A 20,673-nucleotide genomic window follows, 5' to 3' on the forward strand; every position below is an offset into this window, starting at 1 on the left:
GACGATTACGTTCACCATCGATAAAACGGCGCCGGTCGTAAGCGGCGTAACGGACAGCGGCTTGTACAATACGAACCAGACGCCGACGTTCAACGAAGGCACAGCGACACTGGACGGCTCGGCCTTCTCGAGCGGCAGCACAGTGAGCGCGGAGGGCGCGCATACGCTGATCGTGACCGATGCAGCGGGCAATGTGACGACGGTCAACTTCACGATTGACAAAACCGGCCCGACGGTAACGGGAGCAGCTGACTTGGGTAACTACAACACGAATCGTACCCTCACAATCAGCGACGGCACAGCGACGCTGGACGGCTCAGCGTTTACGAGCGGCAGCACCGTGAGTGCGGAAGGCTCGCATACGTTGATTGCCACGGATGCAGCAGGCAACACGACGACGATTACATTTACGATTGATAAAACCGCGCCGGTCGTAAGCGGCGTAATAGACGGATCGTTTTACAATGTTGATAAAACGATCACTTTCAATGAAGGCACGGCAACGTTGGACGGTTCGGCTTTCAGCAGCGGGGACACAGTAAGCGCAGACGGCCCGCATACGCTGGTCGTGACCGATGCAGCGGGCAATACGACAACGGTGACGTTTACTCTGGATACCACGGGCCCGACGGTAACGGGCGCAGCCGATGGGGTCAGCTATAATACGGACCGCACGCTCACCTTGAGCGACGGAACAGCGACGCTGGATGGTGCGGCATTTACGAGCGGAAGCACGGTAAGTGCGGAAGGCTCGCATACGCTGATCGCCACGGATGCGGCAGGCAACATCACGACGATTACATTCACCATTGATAAGACGGTTCCGGTAGTCAGCGGGGCGACGGACGGAAGTTTATACAATGTGAACAAAACGATTACGTTTAACGAAGGCACAGCAACGCTGGACGGTTTGGCGTTTACGAGCGGCAGCACAGTAAGCGCGGAGGGTGCGCATACGCTGATCGTTACCGATGCAGCGGGCAACGCGACGACGGTCAACTTTACGATTGACAAAACAGGTCCGACAATTACGGGCGCAGCCGATGGGGTCAGCTATAATACCGACCGTACCATCACCTTGAGCGACGGAACGGCGACGCTGGACGGCTCGGCCTTTACGAGCGGCAGCACAGTGAGTGCGGAAGGTTCGCATACGCTGATCGCCACAGATGCGGCCGGCAACACAACGACGATTACGTTTACAGTCGACAAAACAGCTCCGGTCGTCACAGGAGTAAGCAATGCCGGATTGTACAACGTCAACAAAACAGTTACGTTTAACGAAGGCACAGCGACGCTGAACGGCTCGGCCTTTGTCAGCGGCACTACGATAAGCGCCGATGGCGCGTATACGCTGATCGTAACCGATGCAGCAGGCAATGCGACAACAGTGAATTTTTCGATCGATAAGACCGCTCCGGTCATTACCGGTGTCATGAACAATGGAAGCTACACCAGCGATCTGACCGTTAGCTTCAATGAAGGCACGGCAACATTGGACGGCGCTGGGTTTACGAGCGGCAATACAGTCAGCGCGGAAGGCTCGCATACGCTGATTGTGACTGATGCGGCAGGCAACAGCACAACGATTCAATTTGTGCTTGATAAAACGGCCCCAACCGGAACCATTACCATTAACAATGGCGATGCGTTGACCAAGCAAAAGCATGTCGATCTGACCATCACGGGAACAGACGGTACGGGTGTAGGTGGTATTCAAGCCCGGTTCTCCAATGATAATACGGATTGGACGGCATGGGAGAACATACCGTCTACCTTATCGTGGACGCTGACGAACGGTAAGGGGACAAAAACTGTTTACATGCAATTGAAGGATGCTTTGGGCAATACCAGCACAAGCTTAACCGATACGATCAATTACAAATCAGTGCCGCAAATCGTCAATTACTTGAAATCGGCGCAGGATACGCAAGTCATCACGCTCTCCGCGGGCTTTTTCGGTTACAGCAATGAGGATGACAGCGTACTGCAAAAAATTAAAATTATCGCGTTGCCGGCTCACGGTTCGCTGAAATTCAACAATGTCTTGGTCACAGCCGGTCAGGAAATCGATCTGGCGGATATCGACAAGCTGGTTTACACGCCGCAGCGGGGCTGGTCTGGTACAGCGCAGCTGGTGTGGAACGGCTATGACGGCGAATTGTATGCCGATAGCGACGCTACCGTATCATTTGCTACCCGCTCCAGCTCCAGCGCGGCTCCAACGGGCCCGATTGCAGGCGCTGGTCAGGAATCCGTTCAAGTTATCGTTAACGGAGTTGTGCAGGAGCAGCTGGCAACGGCCAAAACGGAGAACTTGCCGGACGGCCGCAAGAGCAGCATGATTATGATTGATGAAGACAAGATGAACGCCAAGCTTGAAAAAGAAGGCAACAAAGCGCTTGTGACGATCCCGTTCACCAAGGATACGGACCAGGTATTCGGCGTGCTGAACGGTCAAATGGTAAAAAACATGGAGAACCGTGAAGCAGTGCTTCAGGTTCAAACGAACAATGCATCGTATACGATTCCTGCTCAGCAAATCAATATCGATGCGGTGTCCGCCGCTTTTGACAAGAGTATCGCTTTGAGGGACATTCAGGTCAAGGTTGAAATTACGAATCTGGCGCCAAATAGCCCGGCTGTAACGACGCAGAAGCAAAAGAATGGCAATGTCGTCATTATTGCGCCAGCATTTGAATTCAAGCTGACGGGCAGCTACGGTGGCAAAGAAGTAGAGGTTAGCCAATTTAACGCTTATGTAGAGCGTACAATCGCCATTCCGGACGGGGTTGACCCGAAAAAAATTACGACGGGCGTCGTGGCGATGCCGGACGGCACGTTTGTCCACGTTCCAACCAAGGTCATTCAAAAAGACGGCAAATACTATGCAGTCATCAACAGCTTGACCAACAGTATTTACTCTGTCGTGTATAACGAAAAAACATTTGCCGACGTAGAGCATCATTGGTCCAGAGATGTTGTTGACGAAATGGGTGCGCGCATGGTGATTAACGGTGTTGACGACGAGCATTTTGCTCCGGATCAAGCCATTACGCGCGCAGAGTTCACAGCGGTTATGGTACGCGCTTTGGGCTTGCGCGAGGCCCACAAAACGCTTTCGTACAGCGATGTATCCGAAGGTGACTGGTATTACACGGCAATAGCGATTGCTCAGGAGTATGGATTGATTCAGGGCTACAGCGAATCGGAATTCGGTCCGGGCAAGCTGATCAGTCGTCAGGAAGCAATGGTCATTATCCAGCGGGCATTGAAGCTGGCAGGTCATGACAACGTATTGTCGAATGAACAGATTGCCGCTCAGCTCGGCGCGTTTGCAGACAAAGGTGAGTTTGGCAATTGGGCGGCCAGTGCGGCTGCGCTGTGTATGGACCTGCACATTGTCGAGGGCAGCGACGGCTTGGCCCGTCCGGCCAGCAACATTACGCGTGCGGAAACCGCAGCTATGATCAAGAGAATGCTGGAAGCAGCGAATTTAATTTAAAAATCAAGCAAAAACCGGGAAAGTTCAAGGAACTTCCCGGTTTTTCTATGCTCATTATTTTCATACAGCAATTGACAATATTCGCTTCATCCCGCAATATAGAAATTAGGACTTTGGAATTAAATGGTGCCCAATGTCGTTGCAGAATTTTAAACAAAAGAGGGATTTCATGCTTCGATTTGTACCGGCGGCTTCTGATGATGAGCTTTTCCTGTACGAGCTGTATGCTGACACGAGAAAGGAAGAGCTGAGCGTGTTGGGCTGGGATAACGCCCAGCAGGACGCATTTTTGCGTATGCAGTTTCATGCCCAGCAGCGGTCTTACCGGACGCAATATGCCGGTCTGGAGCAGCGGATCATCTATCAGGACGATCAGCGCATCGGTCAGATTTCAACGGCTGTTACGGAGCAAGCGTTGCTAGTGGTCGACCTTGTGTTTCTCCCGGAATATCGCAATCAGGGTCATGGTACCAGCCTGCTGGCTGAGGTCCAGGAAACGGCGAGACAGCAAAGCAAACCAGTACGACTTCACGTGCTGCATAACAATCCGGCCCAACGGCTTTACGCCAGGATGGGGTTTCGAATTACGGGCGGGCAGTTTCCGTACGTTTCCATGGAATGGAATGAATCTTAAAATAGAGGATTTTCCAGACACTAACATTGAGGAAGGTGAAAAGTCGAATGAAAACTTTTTCTGATGCAGAAGCATTGCAAGGCAGTAACTTTCAAGTCGTTGTTCCGCAAGGGGATTCCTTGACTTTGGAAGTGACTCAGGTTAAGGACAGAGGCAGCAATGATGCTGTAGAGCAGTTCTCGATTGTATTTAAGGGTGCTTTGGATGCTCCGCTTCAACAAGGGCTTTACCAACTTCAACATGAAACTTTGGGGGCAGTCGATTGGATGCTTGTTCCAGTTGGCCGGGATATGCAAGGCAATTTATACGAAGCTGTGTTCAATTTGCTGAAAAATCAGGAGTAGCTCTAAGAACGCAGAGCTTCGCTTATGTAGACGATATTGAAAGGAGATGCTTTATGAGCGATCAATATGTAGGTGAAATTCGGATGTTCAGCGGGACCTTCGCGCCGATCGGCTGGTTGCTATGCAACGGACAGCTGCTGAGCATCAGTCAATATGAAGTGCTTTATACATTAATTGGTACAACTTACGGCGGGGATGGTCGTACGACGTTTGCTTTGCCGGATTTGCGGGGCCGGTTACCTATACATATGGGCGCTGGCTACGTGCTTGGTCAAATGGCGGGTACCGAGAAGGTAACACTGGTCTCCACGGAAATGCCTGCGCATACGCATATTCCGAACGCTTCGAACGTTGGAGGTGCAAGTGCAAGTCCGGCGAATGCCTTTTGGGCTACCAATAGTAATGCTGCTGTGCAGCCATATTCGACAACCGCTCCTAATACGACGATGAATCCGGCAGCGATCAGCTCGATAGGTGGTAACCAGCCACATGATAATATGATGCCTTTTTTGACCGTATCGTTTATTATTGCCACTGAAGGCGTATTTCCAAGCCAGTACTAAGGGATGAGGAGGAACAATCATGGAACCGTTTTTGGCTGAAGTTCGGGCTTTTTCGTTTAATTTCGCACCGCGCGGCTGGGCACAATGCAATGGACAATTGCTGCCGATTCAACAAAATACCGCGTTGTTTTCTCTGATTGGCACCACGTATGGGGGAGATGGCCGAACCACTTTCGCGCTTCCGAACCTGCAAGGAAAAGTGCCCATTCATCGCAGCAGTTCGATTGCTTACGGAACATCGGCTGGTGAAGCTGCACATACGCTGACAATCAATGAAATGCCGATGCATACGCATCAGGTAACCGGAGGATCGACTGCTACAGCCTACAAGCCTACCGGATTTACTTGGGGGACCAACACCACTAATAACTCGATTTTTCAAACTACAGCAAACACGGTTATGAGCTCTGATTCAATTGGACTTAGCGGAGCAAGCCAATCTCACAACAACATGCAACCGTATACAACTGTTAACTACTGTATCGCACTAACAGGGATTTTCCCGCCAAGAAGCTAATAAGGAGGAGCGAAGAAAATGGACCCTTATCTCGGAGAAATTCGGATTTTTGCAGGAAACTATGCCCCGAGCGGTTGGGCTTTTTGTGACGGTACAATTATGCCGGTTTCGCAAAACTCAGCGCTCTTTTCACTTGTCGGGGGACTTTATGGCGGAAACGGTACGACAACGTTTGCTCTTCCCAACTTTCAGGGAGCAGCTCCAATCCATCAAGGGACAGGGCCTGGGTTGACGCCGCGTACCGTGGGGGAATCCGGTGGAGAGTCTTCAGTGATGCTGCTTGAAACTCAAATACCGAATCACACGCATTCGATCAATGCGCAGTTAGCCCCCACGCAGATTGAGCCAACGCAAGCAGTTTGGGCAAGCTCGAAGGCATCCTTCGGACCTTCGATCTACTCCAATCTTCTCGATACCCCAATGAGCCCGCTCGCTCTCGGCGTTACGGGCAACAGCCAAGCTCACAATAACATGCAGCCATATGTGGCGATGAACTTTATTATATCGCTGGAAGGCAACTATCCGCCGAAGCCGAATAACTAGGCGAGAAGACGCACCCCATTTCACTTTGGTGAGATGGGGTGTTTTTGTATTGACTTTGCGCCGGGGATGGACCACAATGTGAAGCGAAGCGCACGATGAAGGTGCAGGGAGGCAGCGGACTGCTGCGGTCAAGAACAAGGATAAGGAAAAGGCTGTAACGGTCAACGTAAGGAGAGGACGACGGCAATGGGAGTTAAAGTATACGGATATGACAAATGCGGGACATGCCGCAACGCAACCAAGTGGTTAAAGGCGCACGAGATCGAGATTGAAGCGAGCATCCCGTTATTTGAAACGCCGCCTGCGGCGGATGAGCTGGAGAAGCTGGTGGCCGACAGCGGGCTGGAGCTGAAAAAATTTTTTAATACGTCTGGCGAAGTCTATAAGGAGCTGGGCCTGAAGGACAAGCTGGCGTCGATGAGCCGGCAGGAGCAATTGGAGCTGCTGGCGGGCAACGGCCGTTTAATCAAAAGACCGATTGTGACCGACGGCAAGCAGGTAACGGTCGGTTTTAAAGAGGAGCAGTATACAGCTGTATGGGGGAAACAGGAATGAAGGTAACGGGCTCAAAGCGACTGACGCAGCTCGGTTCGGCGATTTTTGCCGAGATGGCGGAGTGGAAGCGTGAGGTGGCGCAGACAGGCGTTGATGTTATAGATCTGGGCATCGGCAGCCCAGACCTGCCCCCATCGGCGCGCGTGATGGCAGCGATGCGCGAAGCGGTGAGCAATCCGCGTTTATATGGGTATCCGACGTCGGAGGGCAGTTTTGCTTTTCGGCAGGCCGTAGCGCGGTGGTATCAGCATCGGTTTGGCGTGGAGCTGGAGCCTGGCAGTGAAATTGTCACGTTGATGGGCTCGCAGGACGGATTGGCTCATTTGGCGATGTCGCTTTGCGATCCGGGCGATGTCGCAATTGTTCCCGACCCGGGATATCCGATTTATGCGGCAAGTCTGGTGCTGGCCGGTGTCGAGGCGTACAAGGTTCCGCTGCGCGAGGAAAACGGCTATTTGCCCAAGCTTCACGATATTCCTGTCGAGGTGTTGAAGCGGGCCAAATTTATGCTGCTGAATTATCCGAGCAATCCGCTTTCGGCTGTGGCTGACCGTTCATTCTTCGAAGAGCTGGTCGCGTTTGCCAAGCAGAACGAACTGCTTGTTGTTCATGATCTGGCGTATTCGGAAATGGCGTTTGACGGCTATAAGCCGATAAGTATTTTGGAAATAGCCGGTGCCAATGAGGTTGCCGTCGAATTTCATTCGCTGTCCAAAAGCTTTAATATGGCCGGTTGCCGCATCGCCTTTTTGGCCGGTCACGCGGGAGCTGTGTCAGCGCTCAAAACGCTGAAGTCGAACATCGATTATGGCGTATTTGAAGCCGTACAGGCTGCAGGCATTGCTGCATTGGAAGAAGATATGGAAAATGAGCACACGGTTGCTGCCGTTTATGAGCGAAGAAGAGACCTGTTCCTGGCTGCGCTTGGCGAAGCGGGATGGAGCGTTCAGCCGCCTAAGGCAACGATGTTTATTTGGGCGCGGATTCCCCAAGGCTGGACCTCTCGACAAATTTCCCGGGAAATGTTGTTTCGCGCGGGTGTTGTCGTTACTCCTGGGGATGCTTTTGGCGAGGAAGGCGAAGGTTATGTGCGGATTGCGTTGGTGCAAAATGAAGCGAGGTTGCTTGAAGCTGCGAAAAGAATTGGCCTTTGGCTGGGCAGCAGGGAATGAAACGGTCTACACTTGGTAAAAATAGGAGGATGAGAGACTATGGATAAGCTGTAACGGGTGATGCGCCGCCAAAAGCCGGTGACGCGCTCCCGCACTGAGAAAGGGGAACGTACAATGGACGCTATTTCATCTTTATCCGAGCTGCTGGCTGAACACAAATCGTCTTCGTTTGTGGAAATTCCCGGTATGCTGGGACAAACGTTCGGTCACAGGACATTGGCGACGACATTGTCTATGAACAAGCTTTTTTCCATCTATGAGGTAGATCTGGAGGTTCAACGTGCGATCATTCCGCGCAATCTGTCCAAGCTGATTGATTACATTCATTTGTATCTGGAAAACAAACAGCCGATTTATTTTCCCGGCATTATTTTCTCGGCCAGAGGCGCGGGAGCTTACGATGAGGAGCAGCAGTCGCTACGCCTGCAGCCGGTCGAAAAGCTGTACGTGGTCGACGGGCAGCATCGGCTCGCCGCTTTTCAACGGATCATGGAAAACCTGCAAAGCCAAATGGCCCGAGCGAAGGACCGCCGTGAATACGATAAAATGGAAACGATCATGGAAAAGCTGCGCAGGCTGTACAATTTTCCGATCTCCATTATGATTTACCTTGATATTAACGCCCGTCAGGAACGTCAGTTGTTCTCCGATATCAATAAGCTGCCGCGAAAAATTGGCGGCAATCTGGCCGTGCTGCGCGATCAGCGCCGTTTTTACCATGTGATGGCGACTGAGCTGGCCGAGAAGTCCACGGTGATGCAAACATTGACGGTGGACACGTTCTCCGAGCGGGGCAAATCGCCGGAATTTTTGTTCTCGTATCACCTGCTGATTGAAATTTTGGTCGCCTTGTTCGAAGGGCGGCTCAAATCGGGCGCGCGCAATAACGGCTACGAGTTTGAAGAGCGTGAGCTGCAGGAGCATGTGGCGCAAGCAAGCGCTTATTTTCAGGCGCTATTGGATCATCTGCCTCCGCCGTCGAAGGGTGATTTGGCCTGGTCGGAAAATATCCAGATCGCGTTGGCGCTATTTTGCCACGAGCAGGCGACGAAAACCGGCAAATTCAACCGCTATGCGCTGGACCATACGCTGAAAATTTTGCCGCACGTCGATTGGGCCGGCATTTATGCCGGAGATGAAAAGGACCGCTTACCGAGAAGAACGCGGATTATGAAGGCCTGCCAGTATCTGAAAAGCTTCTATGAGGAGCATAACCCGTTTCTCATCAGCGATAAGGAGGATGCCGTGTAATGGATGGATTATGTCTACACATGAAAATCTACCCGTTTTGCGAAAAATTCGGACTGGCGACGGTGGCGTTGCGCGTTCAGGAATTGCTGAACTACACGATGATCGACCCGATGGTGCAGCGCAAGCTCAGCTTGATGCAGCGCCGCAAAATCTCCAATTACTTGCAGGAACGCGAGCTGGATCACGTGTTTTTCGGTCCGGTGACGCTGAGCTTGCGCGAGGTCAATCAGCTGACCAAGCTGGAGCAGGGACTGGTGCTGCGACATGGCTCCAAGCTGAGCGTGCTGGACGGACAGCATCGTATTGTCGCGCTCGGCTTTGTCAACGATCAGCTGCAAAAGGAAGTGCGTCGTCACGAAAAAAAGCTGGCCACGCTCAAGCTCAAGTTGCGTAAAATGCCGCATGATGCCGACATCGCGCAAGAGGTCGACGAGCTGGAAGGCTTGGTCGGCCAACTGGAACGCCGTCGTCTGGATTTGCTCGATACGCAGCTGGCGGTTCAAATTTATATCGGACTGTCCGAGGAAGAGGAGCAGCAGCTGTTCGGCGACATCAATTCCAAGGTGCAGTTGGTGAGCAAGGAGCTCGGGCATTCGTTTGATTCAATCGATCCGCTGAACCTGGTGATCCAGCAGGTGGTCGACCACAATGTCTACCTGAAAGCGGCCGGTGTGGAGCGGCGCAGCAACCTGACCTCGTTCAACCGCAATTTCACCTGCTTCAGCTGGCTGTATACGCTGGCGACGATGCTGTTTTCCGGTCGGATGCAGCCTTCCTACGAGCTGCAGCGCAAGATTCGTCAGGAGCCGTCCACGTATGTGGAGATTTTGCACCAGTTTTTCAATACGCTGCTGCCACTGATGCCGGAACAGCCAGGCCTCGCGCAATATACGTCGGCCAACCGGGTAATTCAGGAAAGCGTTGCGCTGTATGCCAACCGCTTCCTGTTTCAAAATGGAGCTTATAACGAGGGGTGGACGAGCTGCCTCGATCTGTTAGACGGCTTCGATTGGTCGCATGACAACGAAGAGCTGATCTATGTGTTCGGCAAGCTGGATAACGGCAAGATCAATTTGATTCACGAAAAATCGCTGAAAAAGCATGTGAAGCTGGTGCAGTTGTTCCTGGAGGGGACGGATGACGCCGGACAGAGCGATGAGGTCGCTTCACCCGCTTAATCTCAGCCGGACGTCAGAAGCATCCGTTGCGGCGCGTTCGTTCGACGCAATTTGCATCAAGAGGTGAACTCGACAGGAGGCTTGGAGGAGCATGCTGATCGTACATCAACGAATGGCCGAGCTGTGGACGCTGCGCAAGAGCCGCAAGCTGACCGAAGCCGAGCAGTCGGAGCTGTTTTTATGTTTGGAAGCGAACGCGAATCATTTGTGGAAGAAGGCCAAGCTGGAGAACCTGTCCCTATGCGCCTCCATGACGCAGGATTATGATTGGCTCCACGATATTTGCGCCCAGTTGGAAAAGCTGGAAGCCCGCCAATGACAACAAACTCAGGAAGCCTCGATCGGCGCCGCTCGAATAGAGCGGCAAGGATGGAGGTTTTTGCTTTTCTCAGAAGATCGGGATCGGTATAATGGGATTAGCAGGAGAGTAGCCAGGAGAAGAGATGGGGGCTTATTGCGTGGAATACGAGGAGAAGCGGCGGGAGGAGCTGCAGCAGGATATGGCAGCGCCGGCCGATGGACATACGAGTGATGAGCTTGCGGAGGAGCGGGTTGATCTGCCCGGATCGAACGAAGACGGACAAGACGAAGCTGACACGAGCGAGCGCTGGCGGCGAATCTGGGAGCCGGAATCAGGGACGGAGTCAGAGTCAGGTGGCGAAGAGACGGGGCGCCGTTTTTTCGGGAAAAAGGACGCTTGGTATTTGGGAGCGCTTATGCTTGTGTATACGCTGCTTGCTCTATACCATCTGGGCGGACATCAGGACCCTGAGACGTTCTGGAAGCCGGCCAGAGCCGGGGAGGCATTGGTCGCCGATTTGGGCGAGCAGCGTCATGTGACGCGGATCAACAGCTTTGCGGGCGTAGGAGAAGGCGCTTATTCCTATTGGTTTTCTGCGGACGGAAAGGACTGGGGCAAGCAAACAATCGTCAAGTCCGATCATACTCAGGTCCTTACATGGCATACAGCTGAGCTTGACGTTAGTGCCAGATATGTGAAAATCTCGACAGATACGCCGGGCTTCTACTTGCATGAAGTCGGCATATTCGGCGAAGGCGGGACGAAGGTGACCCGACCGCTGCCGGTTGCGCAGGTTCAAGCGCTGGAGACGCGCCCGGATGATCAGGGGGAGCCCAAGTTGGTTTTTGACGAGCCTGACGTAGTCCCGTATGCGCCTACGTACATGGAGGGCTCTTATTTTGACGAGATTTATCATGCCCGCACCGCCTACGAGCATTTGCACCGGATTGAGCCTTACGAGAGCACGCATCCGCCGCTTGGGAAAATCTTGATTGCCTTCGGGATTTGGCTGTTCGGGTTGAATCCGTTTGGCTGGCGAATTGTCGGCACGTTGTTTGGCGTTGCGATGATTCCGGTGATGTATCTGTTCGCTAAGCGAATGTTCGGACGCCCGGAATTTGCACTGGTGGCAGCATTTTTGCTGACGTTTGATTTCATGCATTTCGCACAGACGCGGATTGCGACGATTGATGTGTACGGCGTATTTTTTATCATGTTAATGTTTTATTACATGTATCGGTATACGACGTTAAGCTTTTATCGCGCCGGCTTGTGGAAGACGCTCGTGCCGCTGGGGCTGTCGGGCTTGTTTTTCGGGATCGGAGCGGCGTCGAAATGGATCGTCATTTACGGCGGCGCCGGGCTGGCGCTGCTGCTGGCGCTGACGCTGCTGGAACGCAGCGCCGAATACCGGCTCGCGCGCGCTGCGCTGCGCGAGGACAACGCCCGCCGCCACGCGCCGCCGCGGGCGGAGCCGGAGCCCGCGCCCGCCGACCGCGCGGGCTTGGACCCGGCGGCGGCTCCCGCAGCGCCGCCGTCTGACGGGCCCGCCGTCGCCGACGTACGGGCCGAGCTCCCCGGCGCCGCCGCGGGGGCGCCGCTGGCGCCAGCCGACCGCGAGCGGCTGGCCGCGGTCGTGCGCGCGTTTCCGCGTTACACCGCGTTAACGCTGCTGTGGTGCGTGCTCACCTTTGTCATCGTGCCGCTGACGGTGTACACGTTGTCCTACATCCCGTTCATGCTGGTGCCCGGACCGGGACACGGTCTGATCGACGTCGTCACCTACCAGAAGCACATGTACGACTATCACAAAAACCTCGTCGCCACGCATCCGTTTTCGTCGCCGTGGTGGGAGTGGCCGCTGATGCTGCGGCCCATCTGGTATTATCAGGGCAAGCTGCTGCCGGACGGCTACATGTCAAGCATCGTTGCGTTCGGCAATCCGCTGGTCTGGTGGCCGGGCTTTGCCGCCGTCGTCTTTTCATTTGTGCTCGTGTTCAAAAATAAAGACAAACGGCTGCGTCTTTTGCTAATCGCTTATTGCTCGCAATACTTGCCGTGGATTCTCGTACCGCGTCTGACCTTCATTTACCATTACTTTGCAATGGTGCCGTTTATGGTGCTGCTGCTGACCTATTACATAAAGCATGCCATCGAAAACGAGACCGTCAAGCGCCGCTGGATTTACGTCTACCTAGCCGGCGTCGTCGCGCTGTTTGCGATCTTTTACCCGATCCTGTCGGGCATGGTGATTCCGAAATCGTATCCGCTGATGCTGCGCTGGCTGCCGGGGTGGAGCTTTTTCTAAAAGCCGTTGACGGGGGCAAGACCCGCGTGATAGACTAATTCCAAGCGAAAAACTATGAATTAAAGTCGACCTTACAGCAGGAGACTCCGCACGCCCATGACGCCGTCGGCCAGGGCACGGAGTCTTTTTTCATCCCATTTTATCCGTATTGGAGAGTGTTTCATATGGCCAAAGTTGTCATCCTTTCAGGAAGCCCGACCCCGACCTCGCGCATTCACGGGGTTATTGACATTGCCCGCGCCCAACTGGAGCAAGCCGGCATTCAGACGGATTGGATCAAGGTACGCGACATTCCCGCCGAAGATTTGCTTTATGCCAAATTCGACAGCGAAGCCATCGTTAGCGCCAATGCGCTGGTGGCCGGCGCCGACGCCGTGCTGGTCGCTACGCCGATCTATAAAGCGGCCTACACCGGCGTGCTCAAAGCGTTCCTTGACCTGCTGCCGCAAAAAGGGCTCGACGGCAAAATCGTATTCCCGCTGGCCGTAGGCGGGACGATTTCGCATTTGCTGGCGATTGATTACGCCTTGAAGCCGGTATTGTCGGCGCTGGGTGCGCAAAACATTTTACAGGGCGTGTATGTGCTGGATAAGCAGGTGACGTGGATCGCCGAGGGCCAAGCGGCCTTGGACGAAGAGGTAGCGGTACGCTTGGAGGAAGCGACGGCGGCGTTTATACGCGAAATCGGCTGGCATACAAGCCGGTAGATCGGCGCTGGACGGGGTTATTTTTCATGGGCGGTTCTGTCGGCAACGTGCTATAATAGCTCATACGGATTGTAAACAAGTCCATTATCCATTCGACAGGAGCGATTCATGTGATCGAAACGAACCCCGCCGGCTCCGTCATGCTGGTAGACGGCATGGCCTTGCTGTTTCGCGGCTTTTACGCCACTTCATACAGCGGATACATTATGCGCACCAGCTCCGGCACGCCAACCAATGCCGTATTTGGCTTTATCAAATACTTGCTTGACGCCATCCAGACCTTTCGGCCGACGCACGTCGTCTGCTGCTGGGACATGGGCAGCAAAACGTTCCGTACGGAGAAATTCGACGCCTACAAAGCGAACCGGAGCGAAGCGCCCGAAGAGCTGATTCCGCAATTTTCGCTGGTCAAAGACGTTACCGCCAGCTTTAACATTCCGAACGTGGGCGTGCCGGGATATGAAGCAGACGACTGCATCGGTACGCTGGCGCGCGCGTACAGCCCGCATATGAAGGTCCAGGTGTTGACGGGCGACCACGATATGCTGCAGCTGGTGGATGCGAATACGGAAGTGATCATTATGAAAAAAGGCCAGTCCAACTACATGGTGTATACGCTGGATTCGTTGATGCTGGAGAAAAGCCTGACTCCGCGGCAAATTATCGATCTCAAGGGACTCACCGGCGATACCGCCGACAATTACCCAGGCGTGCGCGGCATCGGCGAGAAAACAGCCGTCAAGCTGCTGCTGGAATACGAAACCATTGAGGGCATATTGGACAATATCACGTTGCTGCCCAAGGGCGTGCGGGCCAAAATCGAAGCCGAGCTGGACATGCTGCACCTGTCGCGCGATTTGGCGACGATTCGCTTGGACGCGCCGGTTGCTTGCGCATTAGAAGAATGCGTGTGGACGCTGGAGCGGGACAAGGTCGCCAGCAAATTCGAAGAACTGGAATTTAAAGGTCTGATGAAGCTGCTTGACTGACAGCAGGTCAACAAGGAAAGTCTCCTTTCATAAAAGGAGGCTTTTTTATTTTTTGCCCCGAGAAATCATGCAAAAAATCGTAAATATTCGTGAATTTTCGAAAATGAAACCATTCATTAATGAAAAGTGTTTCGTGCATTTGTGCAAATAATATCCTTTTATATCCATTTATATAAATAAATATGAATAAAATCTTACAAAATATTTGTTTTACCTACTTGTAATCAGCAAACAAAGGGAATAAGATGAAAGCAAGAGCGAAATTTCATGTCTAAATTCACGAAATATTTTCGTGAGTGTGCGGAGCTTTTGCTCAAAGGACTAAGGAGGGCAAGACGAAGAGGGGACAAGCGTCAGGCACGGCAGAAAATGGGTGTTAGGAGGCTGTTTTGCAAGGAAGCTTCACAATCGAAGGCAAGTGGATGACTGACCAAATGGAGGGACGAATATGAAAAAATGGGTTCCCGTAAAGCTGGCGCTGATCGCGCTAGTGCTGTTCATGATGTTGGCTCCGGCCGCATCGACGACGGCATCGGCTGCGGATAAAGCAGCGGCTTCGGATAATGCGTATGCATGGCTGAAAGCACAGCAGGATTTGACGACCGGATCGGCGCTCGACGGACTGGTAGACAGCTTTGAAGACAAAACCAGCAGCACACAGCTGAAAAAAATCGTATACAGCTATGATCAGGCTGTTGCTGCAATCGCTTTCATGTTGAAAAACGACCGCACGCGTGCCGAAAAGGTGCTCGACAAGCTGGTCGCAATCCAGCAGGGTGACGGCTCCTGGTACAACTCCTACTATTGGGATAACGGCAGCGGCGAAGAGCTGCGCAAGCATGTTGGCCCGGTAGCGTGGATTGTGATGGCTTACATGGATTATGAAAAAATGTACGGCAGCACGAAGTACCAAGCCTCTGCCAAGCGTGCGCTCGACTGGATCATCTCGTTCCAGAAGTCGAACGGCGGCATTTCCGGCGGTATGACGACTTGGGATGCCAACGGCGCGTGGACGCCTGAAGTATGGAGCTCGACCGAGCAGAACGAAGATACGTACAATATTCTGAAATACTACGCGGCCAAATTCCCTGACCGCACAACGACGTATAACACCGCAGCCGACAACGTCAAAAGCTTCCTCGACAATGTCGTGTGGGACAGCACCAATCAAAGATGGTACGGCGGCTGGAAAAATAACACCAATACGCTCGACTCGTTCGTACCGATGGACATTAACCCTTGGGGCATGCTCGCGCTCGGACTTTCCGGCACACGCAACTATCAAGCCTCGGTTGATTATGTCAATAACGCCAGCGGCGCCGGCACATCGCCAAGCAGCCCGCGTTATGCGCATACGCTCCCTTACAAAAACTCGCAAATCTCCCTGTACGATTTTGACTGGAAATCCGATTGCGAGCTGAGTTATACGCAAACCGGCGTACCAAACGGCAATATGTGCGCCGACATCTGGTTTGAAGGCTCGGCCTTCATGTCGCTCGCTTACTTCATGAAGGGCAACACGCCGAAAGCCGACGCGATTATCGACGAGATGATCAAAGGCCAAAGCGCGAACGGCGGCTTGCCGTACTCGATCATGGGCACTAACAACAACTACTGGAAAATGGCGCAAGACAACTGTATCTCCAGCACAGGCTGGCTGATCATCGCCGTCGCCCGCTACAATCCGTTTACAGGCAATGTCTTGACCGATACGACGCCTGCGGGCACCACGCCACCGCCGATGCCGGCCGTTAACCCGGGTACAGCCGCGGATCGCGCTGTAGCATCGGACAAAGCGTATGCTTGGTTGAAGTCGCAGCAAGACGCTACAGCCGGCTTTGCGCTTGACGGTCTGGTAGACAGCTTTGAAGACGTGTGGGACAACACGCTGCCGGCGAAGCCTAAGCAAATCGTGTACACCTATGATCAGGCTGTTGCTGCAATCGCTTTCATGTTGAAAAACGACCGGACCCGCGCCGAGAAGGTGCTGGATAAAATGGTTTCAATTCAAGGTGCCGACGGCTCCTGGATCAACTCCTACTGGTGGACCGGCTATGGTGAAGAAATTCGCTGGCACGTAGGTCCGGTAGCCTGGATGGTTATGGCTTACATGGACTACGAGAAAACCTATGGCAGCACGAAGTATCAAGCCTCTGCGAAAAAAGCGCTGGACTGGATCATTTCGTTCCAAAAAGCGAACGGCGGCATCTCGGGCGGCAAAACGTCCTGGGATACGGGCAACCCGAACGCGCCGACGAACGAAGTGTGGAGCTCGACCGAGCAAAACGAAGACACTTACAACATTTTGAAATATTATGCTGCCAAATTCCCTGATCGCGCAACCGCTTACAACAATGCAGCTGACGGCGTAAAAAGCTTCCTCGACAATGTCGTCTGGGATTCGGCCAACAACCGTTGGTATGGCGGCTGGAAAAATGACACCAACCTGATCGATCCATTCGTGCCGATGGACATTAACCCTTGGGGCGTGCTCGCGCTTGGACTTTCCGGCACCCGCAATTATCAGGCCACGATCGATTATGTCAATAATGCCAGCGGTGACGGCACATCGCCAAGCAGTCCGCGTTATGCGCAAACGCTGCCTTACAAAGATACGTCGATTTCGCTGTACGACTTTGATTGGAAAGCCGACTGCGCCACCGGATACACGCAAACGGGCGCGCCTAATGGCAACATGTGCGCCGACGTATGGTTCGAAGGCTCCGCGTTCATGTCGGTCGCTTATTTCATGAAAGGCAACACATACAAAGCCGATGCGATTTTGAATGAAATCATCAAAGCTCAAGCTGCGAACGGCGGCATTCCTTACTCGATGATGGGGACGAACAATAACTACTGGAAAATGGCTCAAGACAACTGTATTTCCAGCACAGGCTGGCTGATTATCGCCAACGCCCGCTACAATCCGTTTACCGGCACAACGCTGCTCGATACGTCGACGCCAACGCCGACACCGACAGCAACGCCAACGGGTTCGCCGACCGCGACGCCAACAGCGACGCCTACAGGTTCGCCGACAGCAACGCCAACCGCAACACCGACACCAACACCAACGGCAACGCCAACAGCGACACCAACGCCGACGCCTACGCCAACCGCAACGCCGACTCCGACACCGACGCCAGTGACCGGCGTAGTGGTGATTACGGATCTGGGCAACGGCTCGGTGAAATTCTCGATTACATTAACTGAGGCCAAAACATACGTGTATGTATTCGCCAAGAAAAACGGCGCGCAGGATTATGCCGATACGAATGCAGTGACCAGCGAAGTAAACAACGGTAACGGAACGTACACGTATTCGAGTACGCGCCCGGCAGGCACCTATGCTGCAGGTAATACCATTGAAGCGCGCTTCTATACGTTCAATCAAGCAAGCGGCCAGAAGTTCTATCCCGGCCCTACAGATGCAGCATTCACGGCGCCAATAACGTATGGCTCTTCGCCAACGCCAACGCCGACGCCAACGCCGACACCGACGCCAACGCCGACGCCAACGCCGACGCCGACGCCGACGCCAACACCGACGCCAACACCAACGCCAACGCCGACGGCAACACCAACGCCGACGCCGACGCCTACGCCAACGCCAACGCCAACGCCGACGGCAACACCAACGCCGACACCGACGCCAAGCAGCATGCCTGGGGTGTTGTATGTGAAAAGCGGCGGTGTGCTGAGCGGTACAGCCGGCAGCAGCGCAGCGAGCGATACGGTTCAAAGCGCAGGCGGCGCCAACCGCGACGGCTCGCCGACCAACGCTCAGGTGTACACCATCACCGGACTGAACGGCACCTATCAATCGGGAGGCACAACGAACTTCAACCTGTATGTGGACGCGGGAACAGGCGTAGGCAACGGGGTGCAAGTGCAAATTGTGTACGATTTCCACGGTGACGGTACGCTGGTCAAAACGGAAACGTATAACTATTTTGCAACCGACCCGGTCACCGGCTGGGAGCTGTACAACCAAACGAGAAACATTTCGCCAAGCTTCTCGTCCGGTTCATTCACCAACATGGTGAACGGCAAAATTACCGTTAAAGTCTGGAACGCCATCGGCAACTCCAGCACGACCGTTCTGGTTAATGCGCCGTCCAACGCGGCTCAGGTTTCCAAGTTCACGGTTCCGTTCCAGTAAAGGCTTCACCGCTCTGAATACAACAAACAGAGGAGTCCCGCAAGGGCTCCTCTTTGCTTTGTCAATTAATCTGCGCTTTCGTCATGCGTCTCGTGATCGCCTGGGAAGTTGCGCTGCAATCCCTCATGCAGCTCGCGGTTTTCGTAGGAAAACCGATTTGGCGGACGTTGGTCCTCGCGCCAAGGGGTGCTTTTGCCCAGCGATTCCACAGGCAGCGGCGTCCCGTAGGGGCCGTCGGGAAATTCCTCGGCTACCAGATCGTTGCGCTGTGATTCCACTGTAGCCAAATCGGTCGCTTCGTCGCGGTTTTCGCGAATAAAGCCCGCTTGGACAGGGGCGTTTGTCTGTGCATCCTCTTTTTCTCGGCTCATGGTTCCTCCTGTTGGCAGGCCGGAAGGTTCCGGCGTTTGCTTCCAGTTTTCCCAAGCTGCGCTTAAATATCCGTGAAGTTGATCGTGCCGACGATTTGACCGAGGAAAGAGACCAGCTCGGCGGCTTCTTCTTCATTGATTTTAAAGGCGTATTCCAGATAGCCTTCTTCGGCCAAATCGTCGGGACCGATGACGGCGCTGCGGCCGGTTTGCAGGTCGATGACTAATTTTTTTCCATAATAGCGTGTAGTTGTCATCACGGCCAGATCGAAGCGTCGCAGCGCTTCCCCCACAAAACAGACGAAGCGGGTAGTTGTTTCTTCGGTATGGTCGTATAAAAAGTCAAAGTCAGACATCGCGTTCCTCCGTTATCCTAGTTTCTTCACGATTATACCTGAAAAAAACGCCGATACAAAACGATGTTGAACCATTCATCCATTTATGGTATTATATGTATATTCAGAAGAAGGAAGCACCTTTCTTGCGATAAGCGGGAGAGGTGTTTTTTGTTTTCCGAACTGCTTGCCATTTCTCAAGGGAGGTAGGGGTGTAAAGATGAATATTGTGTTTTTGAACACGCTGGAGCAGATCGCCGGAGAAGGCAACGTCCGGACAGGGCAAGTCACCATTGGCGAAACGCAAGGGGTATGGCGTGTGCTGTGGAACGGCAGCGATCCGCAAGGACGCGCGCATCAGGAGCTGTGGTATGAGGGCGTTAGCTGGGAGGAGCTGCTCGCTGCGTTTCGCGTCGGCTTGCAGGATAAATTTCGTTCCGGCTTCAAGCCGTTGGTCAACGGTGACAGCTATCCTGTTCAGGCGCTAAGCGGTCGAGCGCGCTGGAATCAGCAGCTGATCTATTTCAGCGAACTGAATGCGGACGAGGAGCTCTACGAGCAGCTTCGCCGCTGGCGCAGGCAGCAGGCGGCGCGCGAAGGCAAGGCACCCTATATGCTGGCGACGAATCGCGTGCTCCGTCTGATTGCCGGTTTTGCGCCCCAGACGCAGGAGGAATTGCTGCAAATTCCCGGCTTTGGCGAACAAAAAAGCGGCATGTATGGCGCCGATGTGCTCAAGCTGACCGCAGGCAAGCCGCAACCCGGCGCATTTCCGCTGGATTGGGTGGCGCAGGAAACGGATAACGAACGCTTTGAAGCTTGGCTGCTGGAGCAGAAGGAGCAGCGGGCGCGGCTGGAGCTCGACAAGGAAGCGGGCAAGCGGAGGCTGTTGGAGCTTGTGGCGGCCGGCGGGAATCTTACAGCGCTGCAAGCGAGCTTGGCTGTTACCAGACGCGAGGTGCTGCAGTGGGTGGAGGAGCTTGGGCGAGAAGGCAGTGATCTGGAGCCGCTGCTCGACACGGAGCTGAAAGCCGTGCCGGCCGAGGAGCAGGCAAGGGCGTTGCAGGCATTCGAATCGGAAGGCGACCGTTATCTGAAACCTGTGCTGCAGCGCTTGTACGGCGAGGAGGCGCCCAATGACAAAGATGCGGACCGCATTTATGAATGGCTGCGTTTGCTGCGCCTTCGCTTCCGCCGCGACAAGCAGCTGCCGGCTCGGGCCGGGTAGAGGGCCGGAA

18 protein-coding genes are annotated in these 20,673 nt (G+C 53.9%); 16 read left to right on the forward strand and 2 right to left on the reverse strand.

What is annotated here, in order from left to right:
- The 15 genes from B5M42_RS19175 to B5M42_RS25385 form a co-directional block, all read left to right on the forward strand.
- The coding region (locus tag B5M42_RS19175) for an S-layer homology domain-containing protein (protein ID WP_230633022.1) at positions 1–3,505 on the forward strand (3,505 nt) is incomplete at its 5' end.
- A 169-nt stretch (positions 3,506–3,674) separates the two neighbouring features.
- Positions 3,675–4,139 (forward strand): GNAT family N-acetyltransferase, encoded by a 465-nt coding sequence (locus B5M42_RS19180; RefSeq protein WP_167690285.1) that lies wholly within the window; start codon positions 3,675–3,677, stop codon positions 4,137–4,139.
- Between the two features lie 47 nt (positions 4,140–4,186).
- Positions 4,187–4,483 (forward strand): DUF6916 family protein, encoded by a 297-nt coding sequence (locus B5M42_RS19185; RefSeq protein WP_134756999.1) that lies wholly within the window; start codon positions 4,187–4,189, stop codon positions 4,481–4,483.
- A gap of 53 nt (positions 4,484–4,536) precedes the next feature.
- Entirely contained in the window at positions 4,537–5,046 is a 510-nt protein-coding gene (locus tag B5M42_RS19190) for a phage tail protein (protein ID WP_134757001.1), read from the forward strand.
- Positions 5,047–5,062: 16 nt separating this feature from the next.
- Positions 5,063–5,563: a phage tail protein gene (locus B5M42_RS19195; RefSeq protein ID WP_134757003.1), complete on the forward strand. Its 501-nt coding sequence runs from the start codon at positions 5,063–5,065 to the stop codon at positions 5,561–5,563.
- Between the two features lie 18 nt (positions 5,564–5,581).
- Complete coding sequence (locus B5M42_RS19200) at positions 5,582–6,106, forward strand: phage tail protein (protein ID WP_134757005.1); 525 nt, start codon at positions 5,582–5,584, stop codon at positions 6,104–6,106.
- Positions 6,107–6,292: 186 nt separating this feature from the next.
- Positions 6,293–6,661 carry an arsenate reductase family protein gene (locus B5M42_RS19205; protein ID WP_134757007.1) on the forward strand — a complete coding sequence of 123 codons (369 nt, stop codon included), beginning with the start codon at positions 6,293–6,295 and terminating at the stop codon, positions 6,659–6,661.
- Positions 6,658–7,833, forward strand: a complete 1,176-nt coding sequence (locus B5M42_RS19210) for an aminotransferase class I/II-fold pyridoxal phosphate-dependent enzyme (RefSeq protein ID WP_134757009.1) — start codon at positions 6,658–6,660, stop codon at positions 7,831–7,833. The genes B5M42_RS19205 and B5M42_RS19210 overlap by 4 nt, the downstream gene beginning before the upstream one ends.
- A 114-nt stretch (positions 7,834–7,947) precedes the next feature.
- A complete protein-coding gene (locus B5M42_RS19215) occupies positions 7,948–9,084 on the forward strand; it encodes a DNA sulfur modification protein DndB (protein ID WP_134757011.1) in 1,137 nt (378 codons plus the stop codon).
- Positions 9,084–10,262, forward strand: a complete 1,179-nt coding sequence (locus B5M42_RS19220; protein ID WP_134757013.1) for a DNA sulfur modification protein DndB — start codon at positions 9,084–9,086, stop codon at positions 10,260–10,262. Before B5M42_RS19215 ends, B5M42_RS19220 begins: the two co-directional genes overlap by 1 nt.
- A 91-nt stretch (positions 10,263–10,353) precedes the next feature.
- The gene (locus B5M42_RS19225) at positions 10,354–10,581 is read left to right on the forward strand and encodes a DUF7667 family protein (RefSeq protein WP_134757014.1); all 228 of its coding nucleotides are present in this window, start codon (positions 10,354–10,356) and stop codon (positions 10,579–10,581) included.
- A gap of 124 nt (positions 10,582–10,705) precedes the next feature.
- Entirely contained in the window at positions 10,706–12,871 is a 2,166-nt protein-coding gene (locus B5M42_RS19230; protein WP_134757016.1) for a phospholipid carrier-dependent glycosyltransferase, read from the forward strand.
- 164 nt (positions 12,872–13,035) lie between these two features.
- Positions 13,036–13,578 (forward strand): NADPH-dependent FMN reductase, encoded by a 543-nt coding sequence (gene ssuE, locus B5M42_RS19235; RefSeq protein WP_134757018.1) that lies wholly within the window; start codon positions 13,036–13,038, stop codon positions 13,576–13,578.
- 140 nt (positions 13,579–13,718) lie between these two features.
- Positions 13,719–14,567: a 5'-3' exonuclease gene (locus tag B5M42_RS19240; RefSeq protein WP_134757024.1), complete on the forward strand. Its 849-nt coding sequence runs from the start codon at positions 13,719–13,721 to the stop codon at positions 14,565–14,567.
- A 448-nt stretch (positions 14,568–15,015) separates the two neighbouring features.
- Complete coding sequence (locus B5M42_RS25385; protein ID WP_268999288.1) at positions 15,016–18,729, forward strand: prenyltransferase/squalene oxidase repeat-containing protein; 3,714 nt, start codon at positions 15,016–15,018, stop codon at positions 18,727–18,729.
- Positions 18,730–18,794: 65 nt separating this feature from the next.
- Here B5M42_RS25385 and B5M42_RS19250 read toward each other — a convergent pair whose 3' ends face one another.
- Positions 18,795–19,100: a hypothetical protein gene (locus B5M42_RS19250; RefSeq protein WP_209280706.1), complete on the reverse strand. Its 306-nt coding sequence runs from the start codon at positions 19,098–19,100 to the stop codon at positions 18,795–18,797.
- Between the two features lie 62 nt (positions 19,101–19,162).
- The gene (locus tag B5M42_RS19255) at positions 19,163–19,456 is read right to left on the reverse strand and encodes a DUF3055 domain-containing protein (RefSeq protein ID WP_134752701.1); all 294 of its coding nucleotides are present in this window, start codon (positions 19,454–19,456) and stop codon (positions 19,163–19,165) included.
- A gap of 199 nt (positions 19,457–19,655) precedes the next feature.
- Here B5M42_RS19255 and B5M42_RS19260 point away from each other — a divergent pair, with 199 nt between their 5' ends.
- Positions 19,656–20,663, forward strand: coding sequence for an HRDC domain-containing protein (locus tag B5M42_RS19260; protein WP_167689886.1), 1,008 nt, complete (start codon positions 19,656–19,658; stop codon positions 20,661–20,663).
- The last annotated feature ends 10 nt before the right edge of the window (positions 20,664–20,673 follow it).

The sequence above is a fragment of the Paenibacillus athensensis genome (assembly GCF_004514475.2).
Classification (GTDB): Bacteria; Bacillota; Bacilli; order Paenibacillales; family NBRC-103111; genus Paenibacillus_AL; species Paenibacillus_AL athensensis.